Raw genomic sequence first — 25,017 nt, 5'->3', positions numbered from 1 at the left:
GGTGCCGCGTTTGGTTACTGGCGAGTAGCATCCGGGGAAATGCCCGTGCCGAGGGAGGCTCCAAGTGCCCCGTGAAGTCCGGGATGTCGTCTTCGTCGACGGCGTCCGTACCCCGTTCGGCAAGGCGGGTGGGATGTACGCCAACACCCGCGCCGACGATCTGGTGATCCGCTGCATCCGCGAGCTGATGCGCCGCAACCCGCAACTGCCGCCGGAGAAGGTGGAGGAGGTGGCGATCGCCGCCACCACCCAGATCGGTGACCAGGGCCTGACCATCGGCCGCACCGCCGCCCTGCTGGCCGGCCTGCCCAAGACCGTGCCGGGCTTCGCCATCGACCGGATGTGCGCCGGCGCGATGACCGCCGTCACCACCGTGGCCAGCGGCATCGCCATGGGCGCGTACGACGTCGCGATCGCCGGCGGCGTCGAGCACATGGGCCGCCACCCGATGGGTGAGGGCGTCGACCCCAACCCGCGCATCGTCGCGGAGAAGCTCGTCGACCCGTCCGCCCTGGTGATGGGCTCCACCGCGGAGAACCTGCACGACCGGGTCCCGCACATCACCAAGGAGCGCACCGACGCGTTCGCGCTGGCGTCGCAGCAGAAGACCGCCAAGGCGTACGCCAACGGCAAGCTCCAGGGCGACCTGGTGCCGGTGGCGGTGCGCGACCCGGAGGCGGGCTGGGGCCTGGCCACCGTGGACGAGGCGCCCCGCGACACCTCGATGGAGAAGCTGGCCGGGCTGAAGACGCCGTTCCGGCCGCACGGCAAGGTCACCGCCGGCAACGCGGCCGGCCTGAACGACGGCGCCACCGCCGCGCTGCTCGTGGCCGAGGAGACCGCTCGTGAGCTGGGCCTGCCGGTCGGCATGCGCCTGGTGTCGTTCGGCTTCGTCGGCGTCGAGCCCGAGGTGATGGGCGTCGGCCCGATCCCGTCGACCGAGAAGGCGCTGCGCATCGCCGGCCTCAGCATCGACGACATCGGCCTGTTCGAGCTGAACGAGGCGTTCGCGGTCCAGGTGCTCGCCTTCCTCGACCACTTCGGCATCGCCGACGACGACCCGCGGGTCAACCCGTGGGGCGGCGCGATCGCCATCGGTCACCCGCTCGCGTCCTCCGGCGTCCGGCTGATGACCCAGCTCGCCCGCCAGTTCGCCGAGCACCCCGAGGTCCGCTACGGCCTCACCGCCATGTGCATCGGCATCGGCATGGGCGGCACCGTGATCTGGGAGAACCCGCACTGGGAGGGTGGAGACAAGTGAGCCTCGCCGCACCGAACGAGGTCGTCACCAAGGCGCTGCTGCGCCAGGTGGCCGTACCCGGGCTGGACCGGCCCGCCGCCCTCATCACGCTGGACAACGGCTTCGACCACACCAAGCCGAACACCTTCGGCCCGGCCGGTCTGACCAGCCTGGACGAGGCGATCACCGCCGCGCTGGCGGCGGAGCCGGCGTTCATCGCGGTCACCGGCAAGCCGTACATCTTCTGCGTGGGCGCGGACATCACCAGCCTGCCCGCGCTGGAGAACCGCGAGCAGGCGCTGGAGATCGGCCGGCTCGGCCACCGCGTCTTCGCCCGGCTCAAGGACAGCGCCGTCCCCACCTTCGCGTTCGTCAACGGCGCGGCGATGGGCGGCGGCCTGGAGCTGGCGCTGCACTGCCACTACCGGACGCTGTCGGCGGGCGCGGCGGCGCTGGCGCTGCCCGAGGTCTCGCTCGGCCTGATCCCCGGCTGGGGCGGTACGCAGCTGCTGCCGAACCTGATCGGCATCCCGGCCGCCACCCAGGTGATCATCCAGAACCCGCTGATGCAGAACAAGATGCTCAAGCCGAAGCAGGCGGCCGAGATGGGCATCGCGGACGTGCTGCTGGAGCCGGCCGACTTCCTGGAGCGGTCGCTGGAGTGGGCCGCCGGCGTGGTCCGGGGCGAGGTCGCCGTGACCCGCCCCGAGGTCGACAAGGACATGTGGGCGGGCGTGCTCTACTTCGCCCGGCAGACCCTCGACCAGCGGCTGCACGGCGCGGTCCCGTCCGCGTACAAGGCGCTGGACCTGCTGGAGACGGCGAAGGACGCCGACTTCGCCACCGGCACCGCGGCGGAGGACGACGCCCTCGCGGACCTGGTCTTCTCCGAGGAGCTGCGCAGCGGCCTGTACGCCTTCGACCTGGTGCAGCGGCGGGCCAAGCGCCCGGCCGGCGCGCCGGACAAGGGCCTGGCCCGCCCGGTCACCAAGGTCGGCATCGTCGGCGCCGGCCTGATGGCCAGCCAGCTCGCGCTGCTGTTCGCCCGGCGGCTGCAGGTGCCGGTCGTGATGACCGACCTGGACCAGTCGCGGGTGGACAAGGGTGTCGGCTACGTGCACACCCAGATCGAGAAGGCCGTCAGCAAGGGCCGGATGGACAAGGGCACCGCGGCCAAGCTGTACGGCCTGGTCAGCGGCTCGGTCGACAAGTCCGTCTTCGCCGACGCCGACTTCGTCATCGAAGCCGTGTTCGAGGACCTGGGCGTCAAGAAGCAGGTCTGGGCCGAGCTGGAGAAGATCGTCAAGCCGGAGGCGGTGCTCGCCACCAACACCAGCTCGCTGTCCATCACCGAGATGGCCGCCGACCTGGAGCACCCGGAGCGGGTGGTCGGCTTCCACTTCTTCAACCCGGTCGCGGTGCTGCCGCTGCTGGAGATCGTCCGCGGCGAGCGGACCGACGACGCCACGCTGGCCACCGCGTTCGCTGTCGGCAAGCAGCTCAAGAAGTCGTCGGTGCTGGTCAAGGACGCCCCGGCGTTCGTGGTGAACCGGCTGCTGACCCGCTTCCTCGGCACCGTGTTCGCGGCCGTCGACCAGGGCACCCCGCTGGACGTGGCGAACAGCGCGCTGGACCCGCTGGGCCTGCCGATGCGTCCGCTGGCGCTGCTGCAGCTCGTCGGGCCGGCCGTGGCGTACCACGTCGGCGGCACCCTGCACGAGGCGTTCCCGGACCGGTTCGGCGTCAGCGAAAACCTCAAGCGGATCGCCGACTCGGGCCAGCCGATCGTGGTCGACGACCAGATCAACGACGAGGTGGCGAAGCTGCTGGTGGTCGGCGACGAGCCGCTCACCGCCGAGCAGGTGCGGCAGAACGCGCTGGACGCGCTGGCGCAGGAGATCCGGCTCATGCTCGACGAGGGCGTCGTCGCCGAGGCGCAGGACATCGACCTGTGCATGATCCTCGGCGCCGGCTGGCCGTTCCACCTGGGCGGCGTGACGCCGTACCTGGACCGGACCGGCACCTCCGAGCGGGTGACCGGCAAGCGGTTCCTGCCGCGCGGCGTGGCCAGCCTGCGCTGACCGATATCGCATCGATCGCGGTGGTCGGGCTGTCCGAGACGGACGCCCGGCCACCGCGATCGGCGTTTCGCGGGCAGGTCACGGGTCGGATGCGGTTTCGTCCCGCCGGCCTTCCACGGACAGCGGCATGTCGGTGCTCCTGGCTACGATCACGCCTTCAGTTTTCTCACAGGAGCTGCCTACATGTCCCAGCCGCCGTCCAATCCCTACCCCGGCCACTACCCGCCGCCCCAGCACCAGCCCGGCGGCTTCCAGCCGCCCCAGCAGCCGCAGTACGGCGGTGGCTACCCGCAGGCTCCGCAGCAGCCCCAGTACGGCGCTGACTACCCGCAGATCCCGCAGCAGCCCCAGTACGGCAACCAGTTCGGCGCGCCGGTCCCGCCGAAGAAGTCCGGCGTCGGCAAGATCCTGCTGATCGTCCTCGCGGTGGTCCTGGTGCTCTGCGTCGGTGGCGGCATCGTCACCTGGCTCGTCACCAAGGAAACCGTCGGCGAGGTGGTCACCGCCACCAAGACCCGGGTGGTCGAGCCGCAGACGCTCGGCGGCCGGCCGAAGGTCACCGACCCTCAGCTGCAGAACGCCGCGACGCAGATGAAGGCCTCGCTCAGCAAGGACGTGCCGGACGCGACGAGCACGGCCGGCGCCTTCTACGGCAACCCGGAGAAGAAAGACCTGGTCATGATCGTCGCCGTGTCCGGCGTCATGGCCGACCCGAAGAAGGAACTGGACGACGCCGCCACGGCGGTCACGCCGGACCTGGCCACCAAGGACTTCAAGACGGTCGACCCGGGCCCGCTTGGCGGCGACGCCAAGTGCTCCGACGGCAAGGCCTCGGGTGAGCAGGTGGCCGTCTGCATCTGGGCCGACCGGGGCAGCCTCGGCATGGTGGTCGTCTACTTCAAGTCCGCGGCCGAGCTCCAGAAGGAGTTCGTCACGATGCGCGGCGAGATCGAGAAGCAGGGCTGACACCGCTACGCACCGGGCCCCCGCCGCGACGGCGGGGGCCCGGTGTCGTTTCCGGATCAGGCGGACTCGGCCCGTTCGGCAGGGCTCCGGCAGACGCAGAACTCGTTGCCCTCGGGGTCGGCCAGCACCACCCAGCCGCTGCCGTCCGGCCGGCGCCGGTCGGCCACCAACGTGGCGCCGAGGTCACGCAGCCGCGCCACCTCCTCGTCGCGGGTGCCCTCGGCCGCGTGCAGGTCGATGTGGAACGCGCCCTTGCCGTGCCGCTCGCCCACCCGGACGAACAACAGGTCGGGGCCGTCGCCGGCGGGCGCGGCGAGGACCGCCTCCGGGTCGTCCGGGTGGTCGTCGTCGGCGAGCCGGCGGTCGAGCACCCGGGCCCACCATCCGGCGAGGGTGTACGGGTCGTCGGATTCGACTGTCACGCAATGGAACTGTGCACTCATCGGTGCTTCCTCCTGTGGGGTACGCGCCCCGGCGGAGTGGGAACGTCAGCGGGGAACGCGGGGCGCGGGACGGTTCACGAAAGACATCGACCACACCCCCTTTCCACCTCATCGGGCTGACCGGTTGATCATTCCACCGCCCTCCGGCGCCGGCAACCCCGCCCCACCGCAAGGAAGGGCCCCTTGTTAACACCTGCGTGTTAACAAGGGGCCCTTCCTCTACCGGAGGCGTTAAGAAGGTGCCCTTCCTTACGGGCCGACGAACACCGCCTTCGCGCGCCAGTCGACGCCGTCGACCGCCGGGCCGCTGCGCACGGTGAACGTCGCGGCCGGCACGCCGTTCACCCAGTCGGTGGCGGCCAGGTCACCGGTGTTGCGGTTGACCTTGTAGAGCGTGCCGCCGGAGACGAAGACCGCGCCCGCGTCGGCGAACCCGCTCGCCCCGGACACCGTGAACCGGTCGGCGCCGACGACGCCGCTGTCCGGGGTGAACCAGCGCCAGAACAGTCCGTTCTGCCCGTTGAGCGTGTAGTAGAGCCGCCCGCCGGAGAAGAACATGCCGGTCACGTTCGGGATCTCGGCGTAGAAGCCGGTGGTCGCGCCGACGTACGTCTGCCCGGTCGGCCCGGAGTTGGTGATCACGTTGTCCCAGTACGGGTCGTGGTACGGGTCCACCAGTTCCGGCGTGCCGAACGTGGTGCCGTTGAACGTACGCCGCCACAGCGCGCCGTCGGCGCCGTAGAACACCGTCCCGCCGACCCAGAACGCGTTGCGCGCGCCCGCCCAGACGGTGCCGTCCGGGTCGGTCACCGGGTCCGGCGCGCCGACCGTGCTCTGCCCGTCGTACGAGCGCACCTGCACCGGCGAGCTGGCCGGGGCGGGCGGGGGCCCGGTCTTGACGATCTCGACGGCGTTCACCAGCGGGTTCTCCCGCACGTGGCGGAACTCCACGTCGATCGAGCCGTCGCTGACCACCGTGAACTCCCGCATGGTGCCCACGTTGTGCCCGGCGGTGGCGGACAGGTCGAGGTCGTCGAGGACGACAGCGCCCTCCAGCGCCACGTCGAAGATCCGCGTGCCGGCGTTGGCGGTGCCCGCGTACCGGTTGGCCATGTAGAGCCGCACGTGCACCTCGGTGCCGTTGGGCACCGGGAACTGCCAGGTCATCTCCGCACCGCCGGACGGGTCGTACCGCTCGTGGTTGTAGAGCTCGACCGGGGTGCCGGCCGGCACCGTCGAGTCCAGGCTCGCGGCGGTGGTGTAGCTGGAGACGCTGCTGCCGGTGTTGTGGTACGGGCTGGGGCTGGAGCTGGTGTCGGCCGCCCAGTCCGGCCCGCCGTCGGTGGCGGCGACGGACGAGCCGCCAGCGTTCACCCGGTACAGCACGTTCGTCGGCTGCGGCAGGCCCGCCTGGTAGATGTTGCCGGGCAGGGTGGCCGTGGTGGTGGGGTGCACCGCCGTCCCGCCGGCCAGCGGGAAGAACGCGATCCGCTCCCGGCGGTACTGGAAGTTGCCGATCCACAGCGTGTCGCCGCCGACCCAGAGCCCGGTCGGCGTGACGAGCATCTCGGAGGCGCCGATGCCGCGCGGGTGGCGGCCGGGGTTCCAGGACAGCGGCAGGCCGTTGGCCGGGTCGAGCGCGGCGATGCTGGCCCGGCCGACCGCGCCGGCCCGGGCGTTGTCGGTGCCGGTGGTGTTGTTGAGCCAGCGGAGGTGGCCGCCGACGTAGACCGCCTCTTCGCTGATGCCGACGGACAGGAACGTGTCGCCGCCGCTGTAGTCGACCCAGGTCGGCTGGAGAGCGGAGCCGGTCGCGCCGGCCTCCCAGCGGGCCGCGGTGTCGCAGAGCGTTCCGCTGTACGGCGCGCCGGTGGTGACCACCACGAAGTAGCTGTTGTCCGGGGAGAACGCGACGTCACGGACGTACGAGTCGAAGGACTGCCACTTGCAGCGCGGCGTGTAGCGGGCCGTGTTCCAGTCCGCGACGGTGGCGGCGGTGGCACCCAGGTCGATCTTGACGATCTGGTCGTGCAGCACCCCGTCGGCCTTCTTGAAGTTGCCGATGACGACGAGCTGCGTGCCGTCCGGGGAGACGGCGAGCTTCTCCGCGCCGACGCCGGCCTTGGCGCCGCTGACCCCGTCCCAGTTGTGGTTCTCGGTCAGCGTGGTGGTGAGGTAGCTGTCCACGGCGCCGGTGGTGGCGTTGAGCGACGCGAGTCCGCCGCGCGGGTTGGGGTTGCCGGCCGTGGTGAAGATGCCGCCGACCAGCAGCCGGTTGCCGACCAGCGCGATGTCCTTGATGAGCCCGTTGAACGCGGGCGGCGCGAAGCTGGTGACGACCGCCCCGGTGTTGACGTCGAGCAGGGCCACCTTGCGCCGGGTCACGCCGTTGACGGTGTTGAACTTGCCGGCGACGAAGACCGTGTTCGCCGTGGGCCCGCCCGTGACCGCTGTCACCTCGTTGTCGAGCGTGGGCGCGAACGCGGTGTCCACCGCGCCGGTGGCCTTGTCGAACGCGAGCAGGTAGTCGCGGGGGATGTCGACGTCGGAGTTGCGGTTCTGCACACGGGTGAAGGAGCCGCCCGCGATGATCTTCGTACCGGCGTCGTGGATCGCGTCGACCGAGCCGTCCTGGACGTCGGGCGAGGCCGTGGAGGGGACGGTGTGGACCACTTTGTCGTGGCCGGGCGCGGCGGCGGCCGCGGGCGTGGCCGGAGAGAGGCCGACGACGGTGAGGGCGCCGGCGGTGAGGACCGCGAGAAGACGGCGGCGGCGCGGGGCCGAGAGGTGGGTCACGGGCAGCTCCGGTGGGTGAGCAGGGTGAGGCGTCGCTGCGCTTACTCTCCGTTGATCACCGCTCCGCGTCCAGCGTGAGCCGAGCATTCTGCCCGACCACCGTGCCGCCGGGGGCCGACCACCGCTGGGTCCGGCCAGGACAGCCGAGGCTGTCCGCACGAAAAGGTGAGGCCGCCTCGCCGGCTGGACGGATCGGGATGGGCGGTCAGGTGGCCGCGGGCGGGTCGGCCGACGGAAGCGTGACGGTCACCTCCAGGCCGCCACCGGGCTGGGCGACCGCCTTCACCGTGCCGCCGTGCGCGTCGCAGACGGCCCGCACGATCGACAGACCGAGCCCGGAGCCGCGAGCACCGGTGCGTTCCTGGCCGCCGCGCCGGAACGGCTCGAACAGCCCGGGTACGTCGGCGGGGGCGACCTCGAAGCCGGTGTTCCCCACCACCAGCCAGGACCGCTGCCCGTCGGTGCCGGTGCGCACCCAGATCCGCCCGTGCAGGTGGTTGTAGCGGACCGCGTTCTCCACCAGGTTGCCGGCCAGCCGGTCCAGCAGCCCCGGGTCACCGACCACCGGCGCCGGACGCAGCGACGTGTGCACCTTCAGGCCGATCCGCTCGACCTCCCGGGACACCGCGGACAGCGCGTTGGCGGTGCCGACGGCGAGGTCCGACTCCGCGCGCCGGGCCAGCCGCCGGCCGGTCTGGGCCTCGCTGCGGGCCAGCACCAGCAGCGCGTCGACCAGGCCGTTGGCCCGCTCCGAGGCGTCCCGCACCACCCCGGCCATGCGGCGGTACTCGGCGAGGTCGGCGTCGTCGTCGCTGAGCGTCACGTCGATTTCGGTACGCATCACCGCGAGCGGCGTCCGCAGCTCGTGCGAGGCGTTCGCGACGAACCGTTTCTGTGCCTCGAACGCGCCGCTGATCCGGTCCAGCATCGCGTCGAACGTCTCGGCCAGCTCGGCCACCTCGTCGTCGGCGCCGGACCAGCCGATCCGCTCGTCGAGCGTGGCCTCGCCGAGCCGGCGCGCGGTGGCTGTCACCTGGTGCAGCGGGCGCAGCGCCCGGCCGGCCACCAGGTACGCCCCGGCCACCCCGACGACGCTGATCGCCACGAGCGCGAGCAGTCCCTTGACCAGCAGTTCCTGCGACGCCGCGTCGACCAGTTGCCGCTGCCACTGCCCGGCGTCGAGGGTACGGCCGTCGGTGAGCACCACTGTGGTGCCGGGCAGCAGCTCGTCGGTGGGGCGCAGCGCGTCGCGGACCAGCAGCCAGGCCAGCAGCACCAGGATCGCCCCGGCACCGACCAGCAGGACGCCGTTGAGCAGGGTCAGCCGCAACCGCAGCGTCGGCCGCACCCGCCGGGTGCCCACGCTCACTGCGTGCGGCCGATCCGGTAGCCCGCCCCGACCACCGTGTCGATGAGCGGCGGGTCGCCCAGCTTCTTGCGCAGCGTCATCACGGTGACCCGGACGATCGTGGTGAACGGGTCGGTATTGGCGTCCCAGACCCGTTCCAGCAGCTCTTCGCTGGACACCACCGCGCCGCGCGCCTTGAGCAGCTCGGCGAGCACGCCGAACTCCTTGTTGGTGAGGTCGAGCGGCACGCCACCACGGGTGACCACCCGCCGGGCCGGGTCCAGCACCAGGTCGGCCACCTCCAGCACCGGCGGCGCGGCCGGGGTGGCCCGGCGCCCGAGCGCCTGCACCCGCGCCACCAGCTCGTCGAACGCGAACGGCTTGGCCAGGTAGTCGTCGGCGCCGAGCTGCAGCCCCTCCACCCGGTCGGCGACGGTGCCGCTCGCGGTGAGCATCAGCACCCGGGTCAGCGCGCCGGAGGCGGCCAGATCGGCGCAGATCTGGTCGCCGTGCACACCCGGCAGGTCGCGGTCCAGGATCACCACGTCGTACCGGGTGACGAACGCCGCCTCGTGGCCGGCGTCGCCGTCGTAGGCGACGTCCACCGCCATCCCGCGCTTGCGCAGCCCGCGCGCGATCGCGTCGGCGAGGTTGCGCTCGTCCTCGACCACCAGTACCCGCATCCCGGCCCTCCCGCCTCGTGACCTCTGACAACCTAGTGCCGCCGGCCAAGTGTGTCGCCGGAGGAGCTGCCCCGGCGGCGCATGATCCGCCCGCCGCCCACCGGGTCGCTCTTCCGCACCTGCGCGGATTTCTGTGACTGTCAGTGAGATTGGCGACGGCGCGCCGCTGCGTCACTCACTGTCACCGACGGTTGCTCCTCCACGCGAGACTGCCGCCGAGTCAGAAGCCGTTGAACTGCAGATATGCCAATTCAGCCGTCGGGGCCTGCGATGCCCTTCCGTCGACTTTGCTCTGCAGCCCGATACGCACTTGTTGCGGTGAGTCACCGTTGCGTCGATGGCTGCAGAGCAAAGTCGGCGCAGGGTGAACCCCGGGAGCTCACGTCACGGTTACCTTCGGTGACGAAAATGCAGTCAGGTGGGCCGCCCCATCGACTCGCTACGCCCCTGATCACACCGGGCCCGGCGAGCAGGCGGACCCTCCCGCGCGGCTGGCCCGAACCCACTGGCCGACCCGTCCAGCGCGGGGCCCGCACCCACCGCCGTTGCACAAAACCTTCGGGTACGCGATGCTCAGCGGCAATGATCGACAAGCACGCGGTCGAGACACCCGATCCACGCCGGGCGGCACCCCGATGACCGGCCGCGACATCGCGTACCGCCGGTTCCGTTTCCCGGCGGACCGGGACGTGGGCCTCGCCGACGGGCTCACCGCGGGGCCGGACGGGCTGGTGCTCGACGGCGCGCCCGGCCGCCTGACCCACACCGATCCGCACTCCGGGACCACCGCCGAGTACGCCGCCGGGAGCTGGACCTCCCCGGTGACGCCACTCGGCTTCGCCGCCGTCGAGCTGGTGCCCTCCTGGACCGCGCACACGCCGGCCGGCTGCTGGCTGCGCGTGGAGCTGCGGGGCTGGGCCGGCGACGCGGCCTCCACCGGCTGGTACGAGCTGGGCCACTGGGCCGCCGACGACAGCACGGTGCACCGGGCGTCCGTACCCGGGCAGGCGGACGACCGGGCGCGGGTGGCCGCCGACACGCTGCGGGTGACCGGCGCGACGGTGACCGGCTGGCAGGTGCGGGTGACGCTGCTGCGCCGCCTCGACGCGGCGGACGGCCCGGCGCTGCGCACGATCGGCGTGGTCGCCTCCACCGACCCGCCCGGCGTCGGACAACGAGCCGGCGCAAGAACCGATGCCGGCGCGGGCGGCGCGCGAGGGCGGGTGCTGGACGTGCCGCGCTACGCGCAGCGGCTGCACGCCACCGGGGAGACCCGCTGGGGCGGCGGTGGAGACTCCTGGTGCAGCCCCACCTGCGTGTCCATGGTGCTCGACTTCTGGGGCGCCGGCCCCACCCCGGACCGGTACGCCTGGGTGACGCCGCCCGGCCCCCGCCCGCGGGTCGTGCACGCCGCCCGGCACTGCTTCGACCACGCGTACGCCGGGGCGGGCAACTGGCCGTTCAACACCGCGTACGCGGCGACGCACGGGGTGGACGCGTTCGTCACCCGGCTGCGTTCGCTGGCCGAGGCGGAACTGTTCGTGGCCGCCGGCATCCCGCTGATCGTCTCGGCGGCGTTCACCGCCGGGCAGGTGCCGGGGCTGGACTACGACACCCGGGGGCACCTCATCGTGCTGGCCGGCTTCACCGCCGACGGCGATCCGGTGCTGAACGACCCGTACGCGCCGGACGACGAGCGGGTCCGCCGCGCCGTGCCGCGCGCGCCGTTCGAGCGCGCCTGGCAGGTGGGCAGCGGCGGCATCACGTACGTGCTGCGGCCCGAGTCGACGCCCCTGCCGCCGCCACCGGCGCAGGCCAACTGGTGATCAGCGTCCGGCCGGCCAGATCGCCATGCCGCCGGTCGGGCGCAGGCACACCAGCTGCGTACCCGTGTCCGCGCACTCGGACCAGGCGCCGGGCAGGATCCCCCGGATCCGCACCTGCCCGGCCGCCACGTCCAGCGCGCCGACGAGCGTCCGGTCCTCGGTGAGCGTGCGCAGCCCGAGCAGCGGCCCGGACGGGAGGTCGTTGCCCGAGACGCGCCAGCGGCCCAGCCGGGCCAGCACCCGGCCGGTCGGCGGGTCCAGCGCCGACAGTTCCAGCTCCTCCCCGACCCCGCGCTCGGCGGCGATCAGCCGGTCGCCGACCGGCCCCATCCCGAGCCACCGCTCGTCGGTCCAGGCCGGGCGGCCGGTGGCCGGATCGAGGGCCTGCGCGCCGCCCACCTGGTTGCGCAGGCACACCATCCCGGCGCAGTCGGCGAACCAGAGTCCGGCGCGGGAGCCCACCGGCAGGCTCCACCGTTCCTCGAGCCGGTCCAGCCCGTACCCGGTGACCGAGCCCCGGGCGTCCTCGACCAGCAGCAGATCGGCCACCACCTGGGCGTACCGGTAGTCGGCGCGGCCGGCCGCGGGCGCCACCCGGCCGGTGTGCGCGACGGTGCCCGCGTCCGCGTCGTACACGGTCACCCGGCCCTGCGGGGTGACCAGGACGAGCTGTGTCACCCCGTGGTCGTCGCGGCGGTACCCCACCTCCTGGCCTGGTACGGGCAGCGTCCACCGCACCGCGCCGGAGGCCGGGTCCACGGCCCGTACGGTGCCCGCGCCGGGCGGGCGGGGGTTCTCCAGCAGCAGCCCGCCGGAGGCGGTCGGGACCGGGTATCCGGGATGCCGCCAGCGCAGCGTGCCGGTCGCCGGGTCGAGCATCGCCGACACCGAGTCACCGTCCCCGGCCGGGCTGCTCGTCACCAGCAGTCCCCCGGCCACTGTGGTGAGGCCGAGCACGTGGTCGCCGTCGGTCAGCGCGAACCGCCACGCCGGTTCCCCGCCGGGCAGCCGGTACGCGGCGACCACCCGCCCGCCCCGGCCGGTCGCGCCGGGGCCGTCGGCCACCACCACCCGGTCCGGCCGGACCACGAACGCCGCGCCCTGCGGGGCGGGAATCCGGATCGGCACGGGCCGGCGCGGCGGCCCGGCGGCAGCGTGCACGACGAGCAGCACCAGTACGCCGAGCAGCGCCACCCGGACCGCCGGGCCGGGCGGCCGACGGGGCGGCGCGGGTTCCGGCTCGTCGGCGGACTCGCCGTGCCGCATCTCGCCCAGTTCGATCACCGGGCTCACGGCAGCCGCCGCACCACGTAGTCACCTGCGGGCCTGCGGCAGACCAGCAGCGTCACGCCGGTCGTGCAGTCGGTCCCGGTGATCACTCCCCTGATCGGGGGCGGACCGCCGGACAGGTCCATCTCGGCCAGGAGCTGCCGGCCGCCGCCCAGCAGCCGGGTGGCCAGCAGCGGGCCGCCGGACCCGTGCTGCGGGGCCAGGGTCCAGCCGCCCAGCTCGGCGATCAGACGCCCGTCGGCCTGGCCGAGCACCGCCAGGCCGCCAGCGCCGATCGCGGTGTCGCCGACGAGCAGCCGGTCGTCGCGCGCCGCCACGACGCGCGCCCACCGGTCCACGCTCCAGCGCACGGCGCCGGTCGCCGGGTCGAGCGCTGTCATCCCGGCGCCCGGCCGGACGGCGCAGAGCAGGGCACCGCACCTGTCGACGTAGTCGACGAGCTTCTGTTCGACGGTCCAGCGCGGTCGCAGCGTGTCCAGGTCGTACGCCTCGATGAGCCCGCCGCCGATCTCCAGCAGCAGCCCGGCCACGGTCATCACGTGGCGCGGGCCGGGCGGTCGCACCGGGTGCAGGTCCCGGGCCGCGACCCGCGCGCCGGTGCGCGCGTCCACGACCACCACCTGCCCGGTGGCCGGCCACAACAGCATGCGTTCCGTCCCGGAGCCGTAATCGAACCCCAGCATGCCCGTCGAGGGCAGCGTCCACATCGTCCTTCCGTCGGCGGGGTCGACCCGGGTGATCGACGGGCGGGGGTCGGACGCGGCGGACTGCGACAGCAGCACCCGGCCGACCGCGAACGCGACGCCGCGCCGGCGCCAGACGTCCGCGCCGGTGGCCGCGTCGTACGTCACCGTCTCCCAGTCCTCGTCGTTGCCGGCCGGGCCGGCCACCATCACCCGGCCGTCCTGCTCCCACACCGACACGGCGGTGCCGATGCCGGGCAGCGGACTGCGCCACAGTTCCCGCCCTTCGCGGTAGGCGACGATCTCCCGCCCGTCACCGCGGTTCGGCCGCACCACGTACACCACGTCGCCGGAGACGAACACGGCCGAGCCCAGGCCGCCGGGCAGCGTCCACTCCGCCGGTCCTCGCGGCGGCGCGGCGGCGGTGAGCGTGAGCAGCGCCAGCAGCAGGAGCGCCAGGGTGCGGGCCGGCCGGCCGACGCTGCGCGGCGGGCGGGGGGCCGCCGGGGGCGGAGCGTCGTGACGCAACTCCCCCAGATCGATGACGGTCACGACCATCCTCTCCCGCGCGCCCGGCCGCCGTCCGGCCGTGACCGGCATTGCCACAATTCGCCTGTACGATGGCGCGTCGTGGCCGTGCCCGTGGTGGACCCCTCGTTGAACCCCTCGTCCGTCGAGACGGACGCCGTCGTGGCCGATCCGCCGCGCCGTGCCCGTCGCCGGCCGGCCCGCGCCGATCTGCTGGCCATCGGAGCCTATGTGCTGCTCGGTGTTCTCGTCTGCCTCAACTACTGGGGCGACGTGGAGCAGCGGGTCTCCTCGCACCTGCCGACCGACCACAGCTGGTTCGAGTGGCTGTTCGCGCACGGCGCGTACTCGGTGCAGCACCTGGAGAACCCGCTGTTCACCACCCGGCAGAACGCGCCGGACGGGGTGAACATGATGGCGAACACCTCGCTGCTCGGGGTGACCCTGCCGCTTGCGCCGCTGACGCTGCTGCTCGGCCCGCAGGTGATGTACGCGCTCTACCTGGGCGCGGCGCTGTCGGCGACCGCCGCCACGTCGTACTGGGTGCTGTCGCGGCACCTGGTCCGGTCCCGGGCCGCCGCGTTCGCCGGTGGCGCGTTCCTCGGCTTCGCGCCGGGCATCGTCCACCACGCGAACGGCCAGCCCAACTTCGTGTCGAACTTCCTCCTGCCGCTGATCGCGGCGCGGGTGCTGCGGCTGGGCGAGGCGGGGCGGTGGCGGCGCAACGGGCTGGCGCTCGGGCTGCTGGTGGCGTACCAGGTCTTCATCAACGAGGAGATGCTGCTGCTCACCGCGCTGGCCTGCCTGGTCGTCGTGGTGGCGTACACGGTGCAGCGGCCCCGGGCGGCCCGCGAGCGGGCCGGGTCGTTCCTGGCCGCGCTCGGGCTCGGCGGCGGGCTGGCGCTGCTGCTGACCGCGTACCCGATCTGGTTCCAGTTCAACGGGCCGCAGTCATACCGCGGATTGCAGGGCGGCGTCTTCCACAACTGGGGTGAGGACCTGGTGGCCTTCGTCACGTTCGCCCGGGACACGATCGCCGGTGACGAGGCGGTGGAGAAGACCATCGGGCTGACCGAGCAGAACACCTGGTTCGGCTGGCCGCTGGTGCTGGTGGCGCTGGGCGCGCTGGTGCTGCTGGTCCGCCGGTCGGTGCCGGCCCGGATCCTGGCCGTGCTGGTGGTCGTCTTCACGATCGCCTCGATCGGCCCGGTGGTGCGGTTCAACGGTGTGGAGACCGACGTCGACGGGCCGTGGGCGTACATTCCGGACGACCTGCCGCTGGTCGAGATGATGATGCCGACCCGGTTGAGCCTGGTCGTGGTGGCCGCCGTGGGTGTGCTGCTCGCCCTGGCGTGGGACGCGCTGGCCGGTGCCGGCCGTCCGCCGGTGCCCGCCCCCCGCGCCGCCGCCGACGACAGCACGGACGGCGACGGTGACGGGACGGCCGCGCGCGACACGCGCCGCCGGGTGCTGCGGCTGGCCGGGTACGCCGCGATCGTGGCCGCCCTGGTGCCGCTGATCCCGCGTCCGCTGCCGGCGGAGCACATCGACCCGCCGCCGCGCTTCATCACCGCCGGTGGCTGGCGGCCGTACGTGCCGGAGGGCCGCACGCTGGTGCCGGTGCCGATCCCGAGCAACGTGCACGGGCTGCACACGCTGCGCTGGAGCGCGCTGACCGGGCACGAGTTCCCGATCCCGGGCGGCTACTTCATCGGCCCGAACGAGCGCGGTGAGGGTGTCTTCGGCGCACCGAACCGCCCCACCAGCACGCTCATCTACTCCACGATGGACGCCAACGTGGTGCCGGAGATCACCGAGGAGAACCGCCGCCAGGCCGTGGACGACCTGCGCTTCTGGCGGGCGTCGGTGGTGGTGCTCGGGTCCGGTCCGCGCGAGGCGGTGCTGCGCGACCTGATGGCCGAGCTGCTCGGCCCGCCGCAGCGGGTGGACGACGTGTGGCTCTGGGACGTGCGCGGCCGGGTCTGAGCCGGCGTCCCGGTCAGCCGGTCAGCGCCCGGACGTCCCACAGGTGCCCGCCGGGCACGTCCCGGCCGGGGCCGAGAAGGGCGTCCAGCGTGGCGCGTACCGGGTCGGCCGGCGTCGAGTCGGCCTGCACCAGTGCCGCCGCCCGCCAGTGCCGCAGGTCGGCCACCGCCTGCCGGCGTTCCGCGTCGCCGACCGGCGGCACCTGGCCGCTCTCGGCGGCCCGGCGCAGCAGCAGCGACGTGGGCCGGTCCGGCGCGCCCCAGCGGGCGGCCGGGTCGTCCGCCGAGCGCGGGCCGATGAAGTAGCCGCCCGGCGCGTCGAACGCCAGCGCGGTGCGCGCCGACCAGAACATGGCCGGGCTGACCGCCGCCCCGGTCACCGGCGGCACCGGCACCAGCGTGCGGCCCTGCGGCACGTACGCCTGCCAGCCGCCGCCGGACACGACGGCCGGGACCGGCGCGACCGGCACCGTGCGGATCGGGGTCGGCGCCAGCGGCAGCAGCGCGGCGGCGACCGCGCCGGCCCACGGCGCCCAGGCGCGCACGGCGCCGTGCCGGACCCGGTCGACTGCGAGCGCCAGCAGCACCCCGAGCACCGGTACGCACACCAGCGCGAAGCGCGCCGGCACCACCAGGTCCAGCAGCGGCACCCCGGCGAGCAGGCGGTACGGGCCGGGCAGCCCGGTGTCGTCGCGGTTCACCACCACCGAGGCGCCGAGCGACAGCGCCGCGAACAGCAGGCCGCACGCGGCGAGCGCGCGTACCAGCGGCCGCCGCCACAGCCATACCACGACGAGCAGCGCCAGCAGCGGCAGGAACGGGCCGAAGAACGAGTTCTGCTCGGTCGGGTTCGGCGACAGCAGCCCGGCCCGGTGGGCGTCCCCGGCAACTGTCTGCCGGGCGGAGGCGACGAACGAGACCAGGTCCAGCCGGTAGCCCCCGGTGTGGAACGGCATGCCCCGGTAGTGGCCCGGCCCGGCGAACTGGAACCACAGCGGGTACGCCAGCAGCACGCCCGCCACCAGCGCGCCGACGCCCAGCCGGCGGGCCACCACCGGCGCCAGGCGACGCGCGGCGGCCCGGTCGGCGAGCGCGTACGCCCCGGCGAACACCCCGGCGGCCAGCGCCAGGAAGACGAGCACCTCCTCGCCGAGGAACACCTGGTACGCGACGGCGAGCCCGAGCAGCACGCCGTCGCGGCGTACCCGGTCGGTGGCCGGGCGGAACACCAGCGCGAGGATCACCGGCACCAGGAACTGGGCGGCCATGTGCAGGTGCGCGCCGGCCTGCGCCACCATGCCCGGGGCGAAGCCGCAGACCAGGCCGCCCACCGCGGCGGCGGCCCGGGAGCGGACCAGCCGGCGGGCGAGCAGCGCGTACCAGGCGGTGGCGGTGCCGGCGAGGCTGATCGTCACGGCGACGAGGAACGCCGCCTGGGAGCCGAACGCGACGGTGACCGGGGTGAGCGGCACGCCCAGCCCGAGCACCGACGTGTTCGCCATCAGGTTCACCCCGTCCGGGGCGTTCAGCGCGGCGCTGTGCAGCGGGTTCTCGCCGCCGGTGACCGCGCGGGCGGCCCGGGCCAGCATCCACTCGAACAGGATCTGGTCGCCGGCCTGGTGGAACAGCCGTTCCGGGCGGCGCCACTGGTCGCTGGTGAGCAGCACCGCGAGCGCGAGGTAGCCGGCCACCACCAGCGCGTCGACCGGCCGGCGGCGGCGGGGCGCGGGCGCGGGCTGCTCGGGTGCGGTCAGGCGGGCCGGCTGGTCAGTTTCCGCACGTCCCACAGCCACACGTCCAGCTCCTGCCGTCCGGGCCCGACCAGTTGCTCCACCGTGCGGCGCAGCGGCTCGGCGTTCTGCTCGGCCAGCGGCAGCACCACCACCGCCGCGTTCCAGTGCCGCAGCTCGTCCAGGTAGCGGCGGCGCTGCCGGTCGTCGAGCTTCGGCGTCCGGCCGGTGGACGACACCTCCCGCAGCATCTCGCCGATGCCGCTGGGCCGCCCGCCGAAGCGTCCCGGGTCTCCGGTGACGCCGTTGCGCGGGGCGAGGAAGTAGCCGCCGGGAATCTTGAAGTCGAGGTTGGTGCTGGCCGCCCAGCGCATCGGGTCGGTGTTGCCCATCGCCGGCACCGGCACGGACACGAGCGTCTGGTCCGGGCCGACGTACTGCCGCCACCGGTCGGCGGTGATGAACTTCGGCACCGGCTCCCGGGTGGTGACCCGCAACGGCATCGGCGCGATCGGCAGCAGCGCGAGGATCAGGCCGGCGGCGGTGAGCTTGCGGGCCGTCCGCCGGTCCACGACCCGCAGCGCCCAGGCGCGGCGCACCGCGTACGCGAGCAGGATCGCCACCGTCACGCTGGTGATCAGGCCGAAGCGGGTGGGCACCACGGCGTCCAGCAACGGCAGCCGCACCAGGAACTCCCACGGCCCGGTGACGAGTTCCCGGTCCCACCAGGAGATCCGCTCGCCGAGGGAGAGCACGGCGAAGAACAGCCCGGTCGCGGCCAGCGCCCGGACGATCACGTCACGCCGCAGCCAGATCACGATGCCCACGGCAATCAGCGACAGGCTCCAGCCGAAGAACGCGTTCTCCTCCGAGTAGTTCGGGGCGAGGTTGACGTTGGCGCGCTCGTTGCCGCCGAACGTGGGCGAGCCGGGGGCGAAGTACGCGGCGATGTCGTTGCCGTAGTCGCGTACCGCGTCGCTGAGCCCGTGGTACGCCATCGGGCCGGCGAACTGCACATACAGCGGGTACGCCAGCAGCGCGCCGGCCAGCGCCGCGCAGACCGCCAGCCCGGCGCCGAGCGGACGCCACGCGGTCGTCCACCGCTCGCGCTGCTGCACCACCACGGCGATCAGGAACACGCCCAGCGCGAGCGCGGTGAAGAGCAGGATCTCCTCGTTGATGAACGCCTGCGCGGTGACCAGCAGCGCCAGCAGCACGCCGTCGCGCACCGGCCGGGTCGAGCGGGTCAGCACCAGCACCCGCCACACGATGAACGGCAGCAGGAACTGGCTGATGATGTTCGGATGCCAGTTGGCGTGCGACAGCATGGCCGGCGAGAACCCGCAGAACCAGGCCGCCACGGCGGCGGCCGGGCGGTGCCGGATCACGTGCCGGGACAGCACCCGGTACCAGGCGGCAGCGGTGCCGGCCAGGCCGAGCGTGACCAGCGTGACGAAGGAGACCGCCGGTCCGAACAGGAGGGTCACCGGCACCATCGGGATGCCGAGCGCCAGGATGGCGGTGTTCGCCATCAGGTTGACCCCGTCGGGGTAGTTGAACTGCTCGGTGAAGAACGGGAACTCGCCGTGCAGCACCACCCGTACCGAGTGGGCCAGGAAGAACTGCACCTGCGCCGGGTCGCTGCTGTAGAGCGCGGCCACCCGCCCGGCCGGGTCGGCCCAGATGCCGCTGGTCACCCAGATCGCGGCGAGCAGGAATCCGCCGTACACGATGAGGTCGATCCGGCGGCGGGTCCACCGCCACCGGCGCACGCGCCGCGCGCCCGGCGTGGCCGGCGCCTCGGGCTCGGCCGGCGGTTGCGGAGGTGTCGTGGTCGCCGGCTCCGGCTCGGCGACGGTGACCGGTGGTGGATCAAGGGTGACGGAGCGGTGGCCCGTCGGGGCGGCGGCGTCCGGCGTCGAGGCGCCGCGGGTCTCGGCAGGCGTCACAATCGGCGGAGTCTACCGGAGCCGGATATTGATACCCGAATCGCCCGTCACGTTCCGCAGTGGTCACTCGACCGAAAGGGTGAGCCGGGCGCGGCCGGGTGGCGGGCCGTCTCGTACCATGTGGGCTTCCGACCGACGACCGGCGAGGGGATCAGGGTGCTTTCAGCCCGCCGAAGCGCTACGACGGGCACCGCGCTGGCAGCTCTGCTGCTGGTCACCGCGGGTTGCGGACCGATCGCGGACCGGAAGCCGGCGGATCTGCGGGTCGGCTACGACAGCCTGGACGGCAACCTCGCGGTGTGGCCGCCGCGCGGCAGCCTGGCCGGCGACGCGGCGGCGACCGCCGCGATCACCACAGCGGTACGCGAGTGGCGCTCCCCGGTAGACGACCGGGTACACGTGCCCACCTCCGGCATCCTCTTCTCCGGTCAGGTGGCCGGCTCCGCGCTGGCGCTGGTCGCCGCCGATGTCCCCGGTGACGCCGCCTCCTGGCTGCTGCAACTCGACCGGGACGGGCAGCGCTGGCGGGTGGCCCACGCCACCGAGTACACCGATCCCGGCTACCTGGTCTACTCCGACGTGCTGCCGGTGCGCGACCCGGACGGCCGCCGCTACCTCACCTCGGCCCGCGTCGCACGCCTGCTCGGCCCCGACGGCAAGGCCGTCACCAGCACCGACGGCGTCACCGAGCCGGTCGCCGTGCCGGCGTGCCGGGCCGTCGAGCTGACCGCGGCGCTGCGGCCCACGACGTCGCTGCCGCGCGGCAAGGCCGCGGACCGCGTCCTCGACCTGGGTACGGCCACCGAAGCGCCCCGCTACCCCCTGGTACGCGACGACACGGGCGCCGGGAAGCGCGCGCTGACCGGGCTGGACACCTGCGTGCTGGCCGGTGAGCGGGGCCCGTTCGGCAGCGTGCCGCGCCGCATCGGCGACCGGGACGCGCCCCGTTCCGCGCCGGAGTCCTGGCCGATGGCGAAGATCGCCACCCGTTCGCTCGGCTCGGTGGCGCTCGGCGACGGGGAGCCGGGCGAGTTGGAACAGTTGAGCTGGGACAGTCCCAGCGGGACGATGACCGCGGTGGTCTACCGGCCCGCGGACGGCGGCACGCCGGTGGTCTCCCCCGCCGACCGGTCCACCACGCTCCAGGCGTACCACCTGCCGATGCCCGGCCGGCCGCTGGCGGTGCTGAGCTGGCGTACGGGCGAGGTGTCGTTCTCCGCCCCGCCCGGCACCACCCGCCTGGTGGACCGTCCCGGCCTGGTGGTCGTCGAGCACACCGACCAGCGGCAGACGTTCAGCCTGGCCGGCACCGAGAAGACCTGGTACCGCTCCCTCCCCACCCCGTAACCCCCGCTCTCCCGCCCCGCCGCCCACCCCGTCGATCATGAACTTGACGGCGACAAACCGGACACCAATCCCCGCCAACCTCATGATCACCCGACTGGCTCGGTGATCAAGGAGTTTGTGTCGTCCGGGAGGCTCTCCACGCACCCAAACTCCTTGGTCAACAGGGCAGGCCAGGGCGGGGCCAGGGCTGGAGGGACTCGGCGATCTTGCAGTGAGGGCCCCGCCGATCAGGGCAAAACCGGCAACCTCGGGGTCGGAAGTGCAAGATCGACGGGTTCAGGGCGGGCTGAGGTGAGGGTGAGGGCTAAGCGACGGGCTAAGGGTGGGTCAGCTGCATGCCTACGTAGGGGGTTCGGGCCGGGCCGGGGCGGGAGGTGCCGTCGGGGCGCCAACCGTGGCGCGTGTAGAACGCGCGGGCCCGGGTGTTGCGCTCCCACACCTCCAGCACGCCCAGCACCAGCCCTTCGTGCGCCAGGTGCCGCACGAACATCGCGTGCAGCGCGCCACCCACGCCTCGAGCCCAGAGTCCCGGATCGACGTGGATCTGGTAGAGCTGCGCCGTCGTCCGCGGATCCAGGTCGGACGAGTGCGGCGGACCCATGGCCAGCACCCCGGCCAGGACACCGTCCACGATGGCGACTCGCACCTGCTTGCGCGCCGAGGTGATTGCCGCCGCCCAGCCCTCCCGCTGCTCCCGAGCCAGCTCCGGAGTAAGGACCTCCTCGGTCGGCAACCCACCGGCCCCGTAGTAGGCGACCCGCGCCCGGCTGTGCAACTCGACGATCCCCGAAAGATCCCCGAGCCCGGCCTCCCGAATCTCCACCGCCCCTCCCTCGACACAAGACATCCAGCGATCTTGCGGTTGCGGCCCTCCCTTATCGGGCGAAGCCGACATCAGGAGGGCCGCAAGTGCAAGATCGACGCGCAGACCGGGCGGCGCGCAGGAGAGCGGGGTCAGCTCTGGGCTCGGGCTCCGTTCGCGGCCGGGTCGACCGGGGTGGCGTCCAGGCTGGAGATCCAGCCGGTGACGTCGCGTGCCACGTCCTGCGCGGTGAGCCGCAGGTCGGCCAGGATCTGCGCGCGGCTGCCGTGCGGGTGCCAGTCGGCCGGTACGCCCATGTCCTTCACCGGTACGCGGACGTCCGCGTCGCGCATCGCCTGCGCCAGCGCGGAGCCGACGCCGCCGATGCGTACGCCGTCCTCCACGGTGACCACGAGCCGGTGCGCGGACGCCAGCTCGACCAGTTCGGCCGGCACCGGGCGCACCCAGCGCGGGTCGACCACAGTCACGCCGTACCCCTGCTCGGCGACCCGGGCGGCGACCTCGACACCGAGGCCGGCGAACGAGCCGACCGCCACCAGCAGCACGTCGGTACGCGCCGACTCGGCCAGCACGTCGACCGGGCCGACCCGGCGTACGGCCGGCAGGTCGGCGGCGACGGTGCCGGTCGGGAAGCGCAGGATGGTCGGGCCGTCGTCCACGGCGATCGCCTCGCGCAGCTCCTCACGCAGCGTGGCCGAGTCGCGGGGCGCGGCGATCCGCAGGCCGGGCACCACGCCGAAGACCGACATGTCCCAGATGCCGTAGTGGCTGGGCCCGTCGGGGCCGGTGATGCCGGCGCGGTCCAGCACGAACGTGACGGGCAGCTTGTGCATCGCCACGTCCAGCAGGACCTGGTCGAACGCGCGGTTGAGGAACGTGGCGTAGACCGCCACCACCGGGTGCAACCCGCCCATGGCGAGGCCGGCGGCGGAGGTGGCCGCGTGCTGCTCGGCGATGCCCACGTCGTAGACCCGCTCCGGGTACTTGCGGGCCAACGTGGCGATGCCGGTGGGCTCGGCCATGGCGGCGGTGATGCCGACCACGTCGGGCCGCTCGTCGGCGATCGCGACCAGCTCGTCGGCGAAGACGTTGGTCCACTTCACCGACGGCACGGCGAGCAGCTTGCCGGTCTCGGCGTCGAACGCGCCGGGGCCGTGCAGGCAGTCGGCCTCGTCGTCCTCGGCGGGACGGTAGCCGTAGCCCTTGCGGGTGACCGCGTGCACGATCACCGGGCCGCCGAAGTTCTTGGCCGCGCGCAGCGCCGCCTCGACGGCCGGCACGTCGTGGCCGTCGACCGGGCCGACGTACTTGATGCCGAGGTCCTCGAACATGGCCTGCGGGGCGACCGCGTCCTTGATGCCCTTCTTGACCGCGTGCAGCACCTCGTACATCGGCTTCCCGACGAACGGGGTGTTGCCCAGCGCGTCCTTGACCGTGTCGAGCACCTTCTCGTAGCCGGGGTTGAGCCGCAGCGACGACAGGTGGTCGGCGAGGCCGCCGATGGTCGGCGAGTAGGACCGGCCGTTGTCGTTGACGACGATCACCAGCGGGTTGCCGGCGGTGGCGATGTTGTTCAGCGCCTCCCAGCACATGCCGCCGGTGAGCGCGCCGTCGCCGACCACGGCCACCACGGAGCGCTTCTCGCCGCGCAGCGCGTACGCCTTGGCCAGGCCGTCGGCGTACGACAGGGCGGTGGAGGCGTGCGAGTTCTCGATCAGGTCGTGCTCGCTCTCCGCCTGGCTGGGGTAGCCGGAGAGGCCACCGCGCTGGCGGAGCTTGTCGAAGCCCTCCTGCCGGCCGGTGAGGATCTTGTGTACGTACGCCTGGTGGCCGGTGTCGAAGAGGAGCCGGTCGCGGGGGGAGTCGAAGACCCGGTGCATCGCCAGGGTCAGCTCGACCACACCCAGGTTGGGGCCGACGTGGCCGCCGGTGCGGGAGACCTTGGCGATCAGGAAGTCACGGATCTCGGCGGCGAGGATGTCCAGCTGCTCGGCGGTCATCCGCTTCACGTCCTGCGGGCCGCGGACGGTGCCCAGCAGCCGACCGTGGTTGGCCGTGCCCTCTTCAACACTCATGACCGGAGAGTCTATCGGCCGCGCGACAGTCCGCAGCCCGGCCGTGCATCGACCCAGGTCAGGCGTCGACCACCAGCCGCCGGGGCGCGGGTGGGCGCGGCGCGGCGGCGGACGGGCCGGCCGGCGTCCAGGAGCCGAGCACGGCGGCCCGGGACGCGCCGGTCACCGACGGCACCGCGCCTGGCAGGCCGTGCCAGGACAGCCAGCCGAGCAGCGCGAACGCGTACGCCTCCTTGGCCTGGGCGGGTATGCCCAGCTCGTCGGTGGTGCGCAGCCGCCAGCGTCCCGCGCCCAGCGCGGCCAGCCGCGCCCGGAGTGTGGGATTGCGCACTCCCCCGCCGGCGGCCACCACCTCGGTGACCCGGTGCCGGTCGCAGGCGTCGGCCACCGTGCGGGCGGTCAGCTCGGTGAGCGTGGCCAGCACGTCGTCGGCGGCCACCGGCTCGCCGAGCGCGGCCAGCGCGGCGTCCAGGTAGCCGCCGTGGAACAGCTCCTTGCCTGTCGACTTGGGCGGCGGCGCGGCGTAGTACGGCTCGGCGAGCAGCCGGGCCAGCAGCGCCTCGTGCACCCGCCCGGCCGCGGCCCGCGCTCCGTCGACGTCGCAGGGCCGGTCCAGGAAGCGCCGGGCGGCGGCGTCCAGCAGCGCGTTGGCCGGGCCCACGTCGTACCCGAGGACGGGCGCGCCGGGCGCGACCACGGTGAGGTTCGCGATCCCGCCGAGATTCAACGCCGCACGTGGGCCGGCAGCCGGGTCGAGCAGCAGCGCGTCGAACGCCGGGACCAGCGGCGCGCCCTGGCCGCCGGCCGCCACGTCCGCCGAGCGCAGGTCGTGCAGCACGGGTACGCCCACCCGGGCGGCCACCCGGGCCGGAGCGCCGAGCTGGAGCGTGCCGCGCACCCGGCCCGCCTCGACCCAGTGGAAGACCGTCTGCCCGGGCGACACGACCGCGTCGGCAGCGCCCCCGGCCAGCTCGACGCCGGCCGCCGCCGCCTCGGCGAACACCTCGCCGAGGCGGTTGTCCAGCCGGCAGACCGCCTCGATGGTGGTGGCCGCCGGAGGCAGCAGCGCGCCGATCTCGGCCCGCAGGTCGTCCGGGTACGCCAGCTCGCGGTGTCCGAGCGGCCGCAGCCGCAGCGTGTCGCCGTCGGCGGTGAACTCGGCGGCCACCACGTCCACGCCGTCGTAGGACGTGCCCGACATCAGCCCGACGATGCGCAAGGAAG

The 25,017-nt window shown here is 73.5% G+C and carries 17 protein-coding genes; 6 read left to right on the top strand and 11 right to left on the bottom strand.

Annotated features, from left to right (window positions below; translation table 11 throughout):
- Positions 1-64: 64 nt before the first annotated feature.
- The 3 genes from A8711_RS24130 to A8711_RS24120 all read left to right on the top strand — a co-directional run bounded on the left by A8711_RS24130 (position 65) and on the right by A8711_RS24120 (position 4,287).
- Positions 65-1,261 (top strand): thiolase family protein, encoded by a 1,197-nt coding sequence (locus A8711_RS24130; RefSeq protein WP_064447157.1) that lies wholly within the window; start codon positions 65-67, stop codon positions 1,259-1,261.
- Positions 1,258-3,321 (top strand): 3-hydroxyacyl-CoA dehydrogenase NAD-binding domain-containing protein, encoded by a 2,064-nt coding sequence (locus A8711_RS24125; RefSeq protein ID WP_069089380.1) that lies wholly within the window; start codon positions 1,258-1,260, stop codon positions 3,319-3,321. The genes A8711_RS24130 and A8711_RS24125 overlap by 4 nt, the downstream gene beginning before the upstream one ends.
- A gap of 183 nt (positions 3,322-3,504) precedes the next feature.
- Complete coding sequence (locus A8711_RS24120) at positions 3,505-4,287, top strand: hypothetical protein (RefSeq protein ID WP_069089379.1); 783 nt, start codon at positions 3,505-3,507, stop codon at positions 4,285-4,287.
- 56 nt (positions 4,288-4,343) lie between these two features.
- Here the strand turns inward: A8711_RS24120 and A8711_RS24115 are convergent, their stop codons facing one another.
- From A8711_RS24115 to A8711_RS24100, 4 genes are all read right to left on the bottom strand, one after another.
- Positions 4,344-4,730: a VOC family protein gene (locus A8711_RS24115; protein WP_043325653.1), complete on the bottom strand. Its 387-nt coding sequence runs from the start codon at positions 4,728-4,730 to the stop codon at positions 4,344-4,346.
- Positions 4,731-4,979: 249 nt separating this feature from the next.
- Positions 4,980-7,526 carry a malectin domain-containing carbohydrate-binding protein gene (locus A8711_RS24110; RefSeq protein WP_069089378.1) on the bottom strand — a complete coding sequence of 849 codons (2,547 nt, stop codon included), beginning with the start codon at positions 7,524-7,526 and terminating at the stop codon, positions 4,980-4,982.
- Positions 7,527-7,731: 205 nt separating this feature from the next.
- Positions 7,732-8,889, bottom strand: coding sequence for a cell wall metabolism sensor histidine kinase WalK (locus A8711_RS24105; RefSeq protein ID WP_176722869.1), 1,158 nt, complete (start codon positions 8,887-8,889; stop codon positions 7,732-7,734).
- 2 nt (positions 8,890-8,891) lie between these two features.
- Positions 8,892-9,557: a response regulator transcription factor gene (locus tag A8711_RS24100; protein WP_043325656.1), complete on the bottom strand. Its 666-nt coding sequence runs from the start codon at positions 9,555-9,557 to the stop codon at positions 8,892-8,894.
- A 635-nt stretch (positions 9,558-10,192) separates the two neighbouring features.
- Here A8711_RS24100 and A8711_RS24095 point away from each other — a divergent pair.
- On the top strand, positions 10,193-11,383 hold the full coding sequence (locus tag A8711_RS24095; protein ID WP_069089377.1) for a peptidase C39 family protein: 1,191 nt from the start codon (positions 10,193-10,195) through the stop codon (positions 11,381-11,383).
- On the opposite strand, the gene A8711_RS24090 is transcribed toward A8711_RS24095, so the two are convergent.
- Positions 11,384-12,676 (bottom strand): PQQ-binding-like beta-propeller repeat protein, encoded by a 1,293-nt coding sequence (locus tag A8711_RS24090; protein ID WP_069089376.1) that lies wholly within the window; start codon positions 12,674-12,676, stop codon positions 11,384-11,386.
- The gene (locus tag A8711_RS24085; RefSeq protein ID WP_069089524.1) at positions 12,673-13,908 is read right to left on the bottom strand and encodes a PQQ-binding-like beta-propeller repeat protein; all 1,236 of its coding nucleotides are present in this window, start codon (positions 13,906-13,908) and stop codon (positions 12,673-12,675) included. Before A8711_RS24085 ends, A8711_RS24090 begins: the two co-directional genes overlap by 4 nt.
- A gap of 93 nt (positions 13,909-14,001) precedes the next feature.
- Between A8711_RS24085 and A8711_RS24080 the strand changes: the two genes are divergently transcribed.
- The gene (locus A8711_RS24080) at positions 14,002-15,870 is read left to right on the top strand and encodes a hypothetical protein (RefSeq protein WP_176722879.1); all 1,869 of its coding nucleotides are present in this window, start codon (positions 14,002-14,004) and stop codon (positions 15,868-15,870) included.
- Between the two features lie 13 nt (positions 15,871-15,883).
- On the opposite strand, the gene A8711_RS24075 is transcribed toward A8711_RS24080, so the two are convergent.
- Together A8711_RS24075 and A8711_RS24070 are read right to left on the bottom strand one after the other, a co-directional pair.
- Positions 15,884-17,662, bottom strand: coding sequence for a hypothetical protein (locus tag A8711_RS24075; RefSeq protein WP_069089374.1), 1,779 nt, complete (start codon positions 17,660-17,662; stop codon positions 15,884-15,886).
- Entirely contained in the window at positions 17,620-19,371 is a 1,752-nt protein-coding gene (locus tag A8711_RS24070; protein ID WP_233607798.1) for a hypothetical protein, read from the bottom strand. The genes A8711_RS24075 and A8711_RS24070 overlap by 43 nt, the downstream gene beginning before the upstream one ends.
- A gap of 333 nt (positions 19,372-19,704) precedes the next feature.
- On the opposite strand from A8711_RS24070, the gene A8711_RS24065 reads away from it, so the two are divergent.
- Positions 19,705-20,895, top strand: coding sequence for a hypothetical protein (locus tag A8711_RS24065; protein WP_064447146.1), 1,191 nt, complete (start codon positions 19,705-19,707; stop codon positions 20,893-20,895).
- A gap of 316 nt (positions 20,896-21,211) precedes the next feature.
- Here the strand turns inward: A8711_RS24065 and A8711_RS24060 are convergent, their stop codons facing one another.
- The 3 genes from A8711_RS24060 to A8711_RS24050 form a co-directional block, all read right to left on the bottom strand.
- Entirely contained in the window at positions 21,212-21,718 is a 507-nt protein-coding gene (locus tag A8711_RS24060; protein WP_255365677.1) for a GNAT family N-acetyltransferase, read from the bottom strand.
- 131 nt (positions 21,719-21,849) lie between these two features.
- A complete protein-coding gene (gene dxs, locus A8711_RS24055; RefSeq protein WP_064447144.1) occupies positions 21,850-23,793 on the bottom strand; it encodes a 1-deoxy-D-xylulose-5-phosphate synthase in 1,944 nt (647 codons plus the stop codon).
- Between the two features lie 58 nt (positions 23,794-23,851).
- A complete protein-coding gene (locus A8711_RS24050) occupies positions 23,852-25,012 on the bottom strand; it encodes an anhydro-N-acetylmuramic acid kinase (RefSeq protein ID WP_069089371.1) in 1,161 nt (386 codons plus the stop codon).
- Positions 25,013-25,017 lie beyond the last annotated feature (5 nt).

The sequence above is a fragment of the Micromonospora sp. II genome, from assembly GCF_001709195.1.
In the GTDB taxonomy this organism is placed as follows: domain Bacteria; phylum Actinomycetota; class Actinomycetes; order Mycobacteriales; family Micromonosporaceae; genus Micromonospora; species Micromonospora chalcea.
The sequence above is the reverse complement of the archived record's forward strand: the minus strand, read 5'-3'. Positions and strand labels throughout refer to the sequence as shown.

What these genes read in the sequence shown, in the direction of transcription:
- dxs (WP_064447144.1), bottom strand. Translation starts at nt 23,793, where the DNA reads ATGAGTGTTGAAGAGGGCACGGCCAACCACGGTCGGCTGCTGGGCACC.
- A8711_RS24095 (WP_069089377.1), top strand. Translation starts at nt 10,193, where the DNA reads ATGACCGGCCGCGACATCGCGTACCGCCGGTTCCGTTTCCCGGCGGAC.
- A8711_RS24115 (WP_043325653.1), bottom strand. Translation starts at nt 4,730, where the DNA reads ATGAGTGCACAGTTCCATTGCGTGACAGTCGAATCCGACGACCCGTAC.
- A8711_RS24120 (WP_069089379.1), top strand. Translation starts at nt 3,505, where the DNA reads ATGTCCCAGCCGCCGTCCAATCCCTACCCCGGCCACTACCCGCCGCCC.
- A8711_RS24100 (WP_043325656.1), bottom strand. Translation starts at nt 9,557, where the DNA reads ATGCGGGTACTGGTGGTCGAGGACGAGCGCAACCTCGCCGACGCGATC.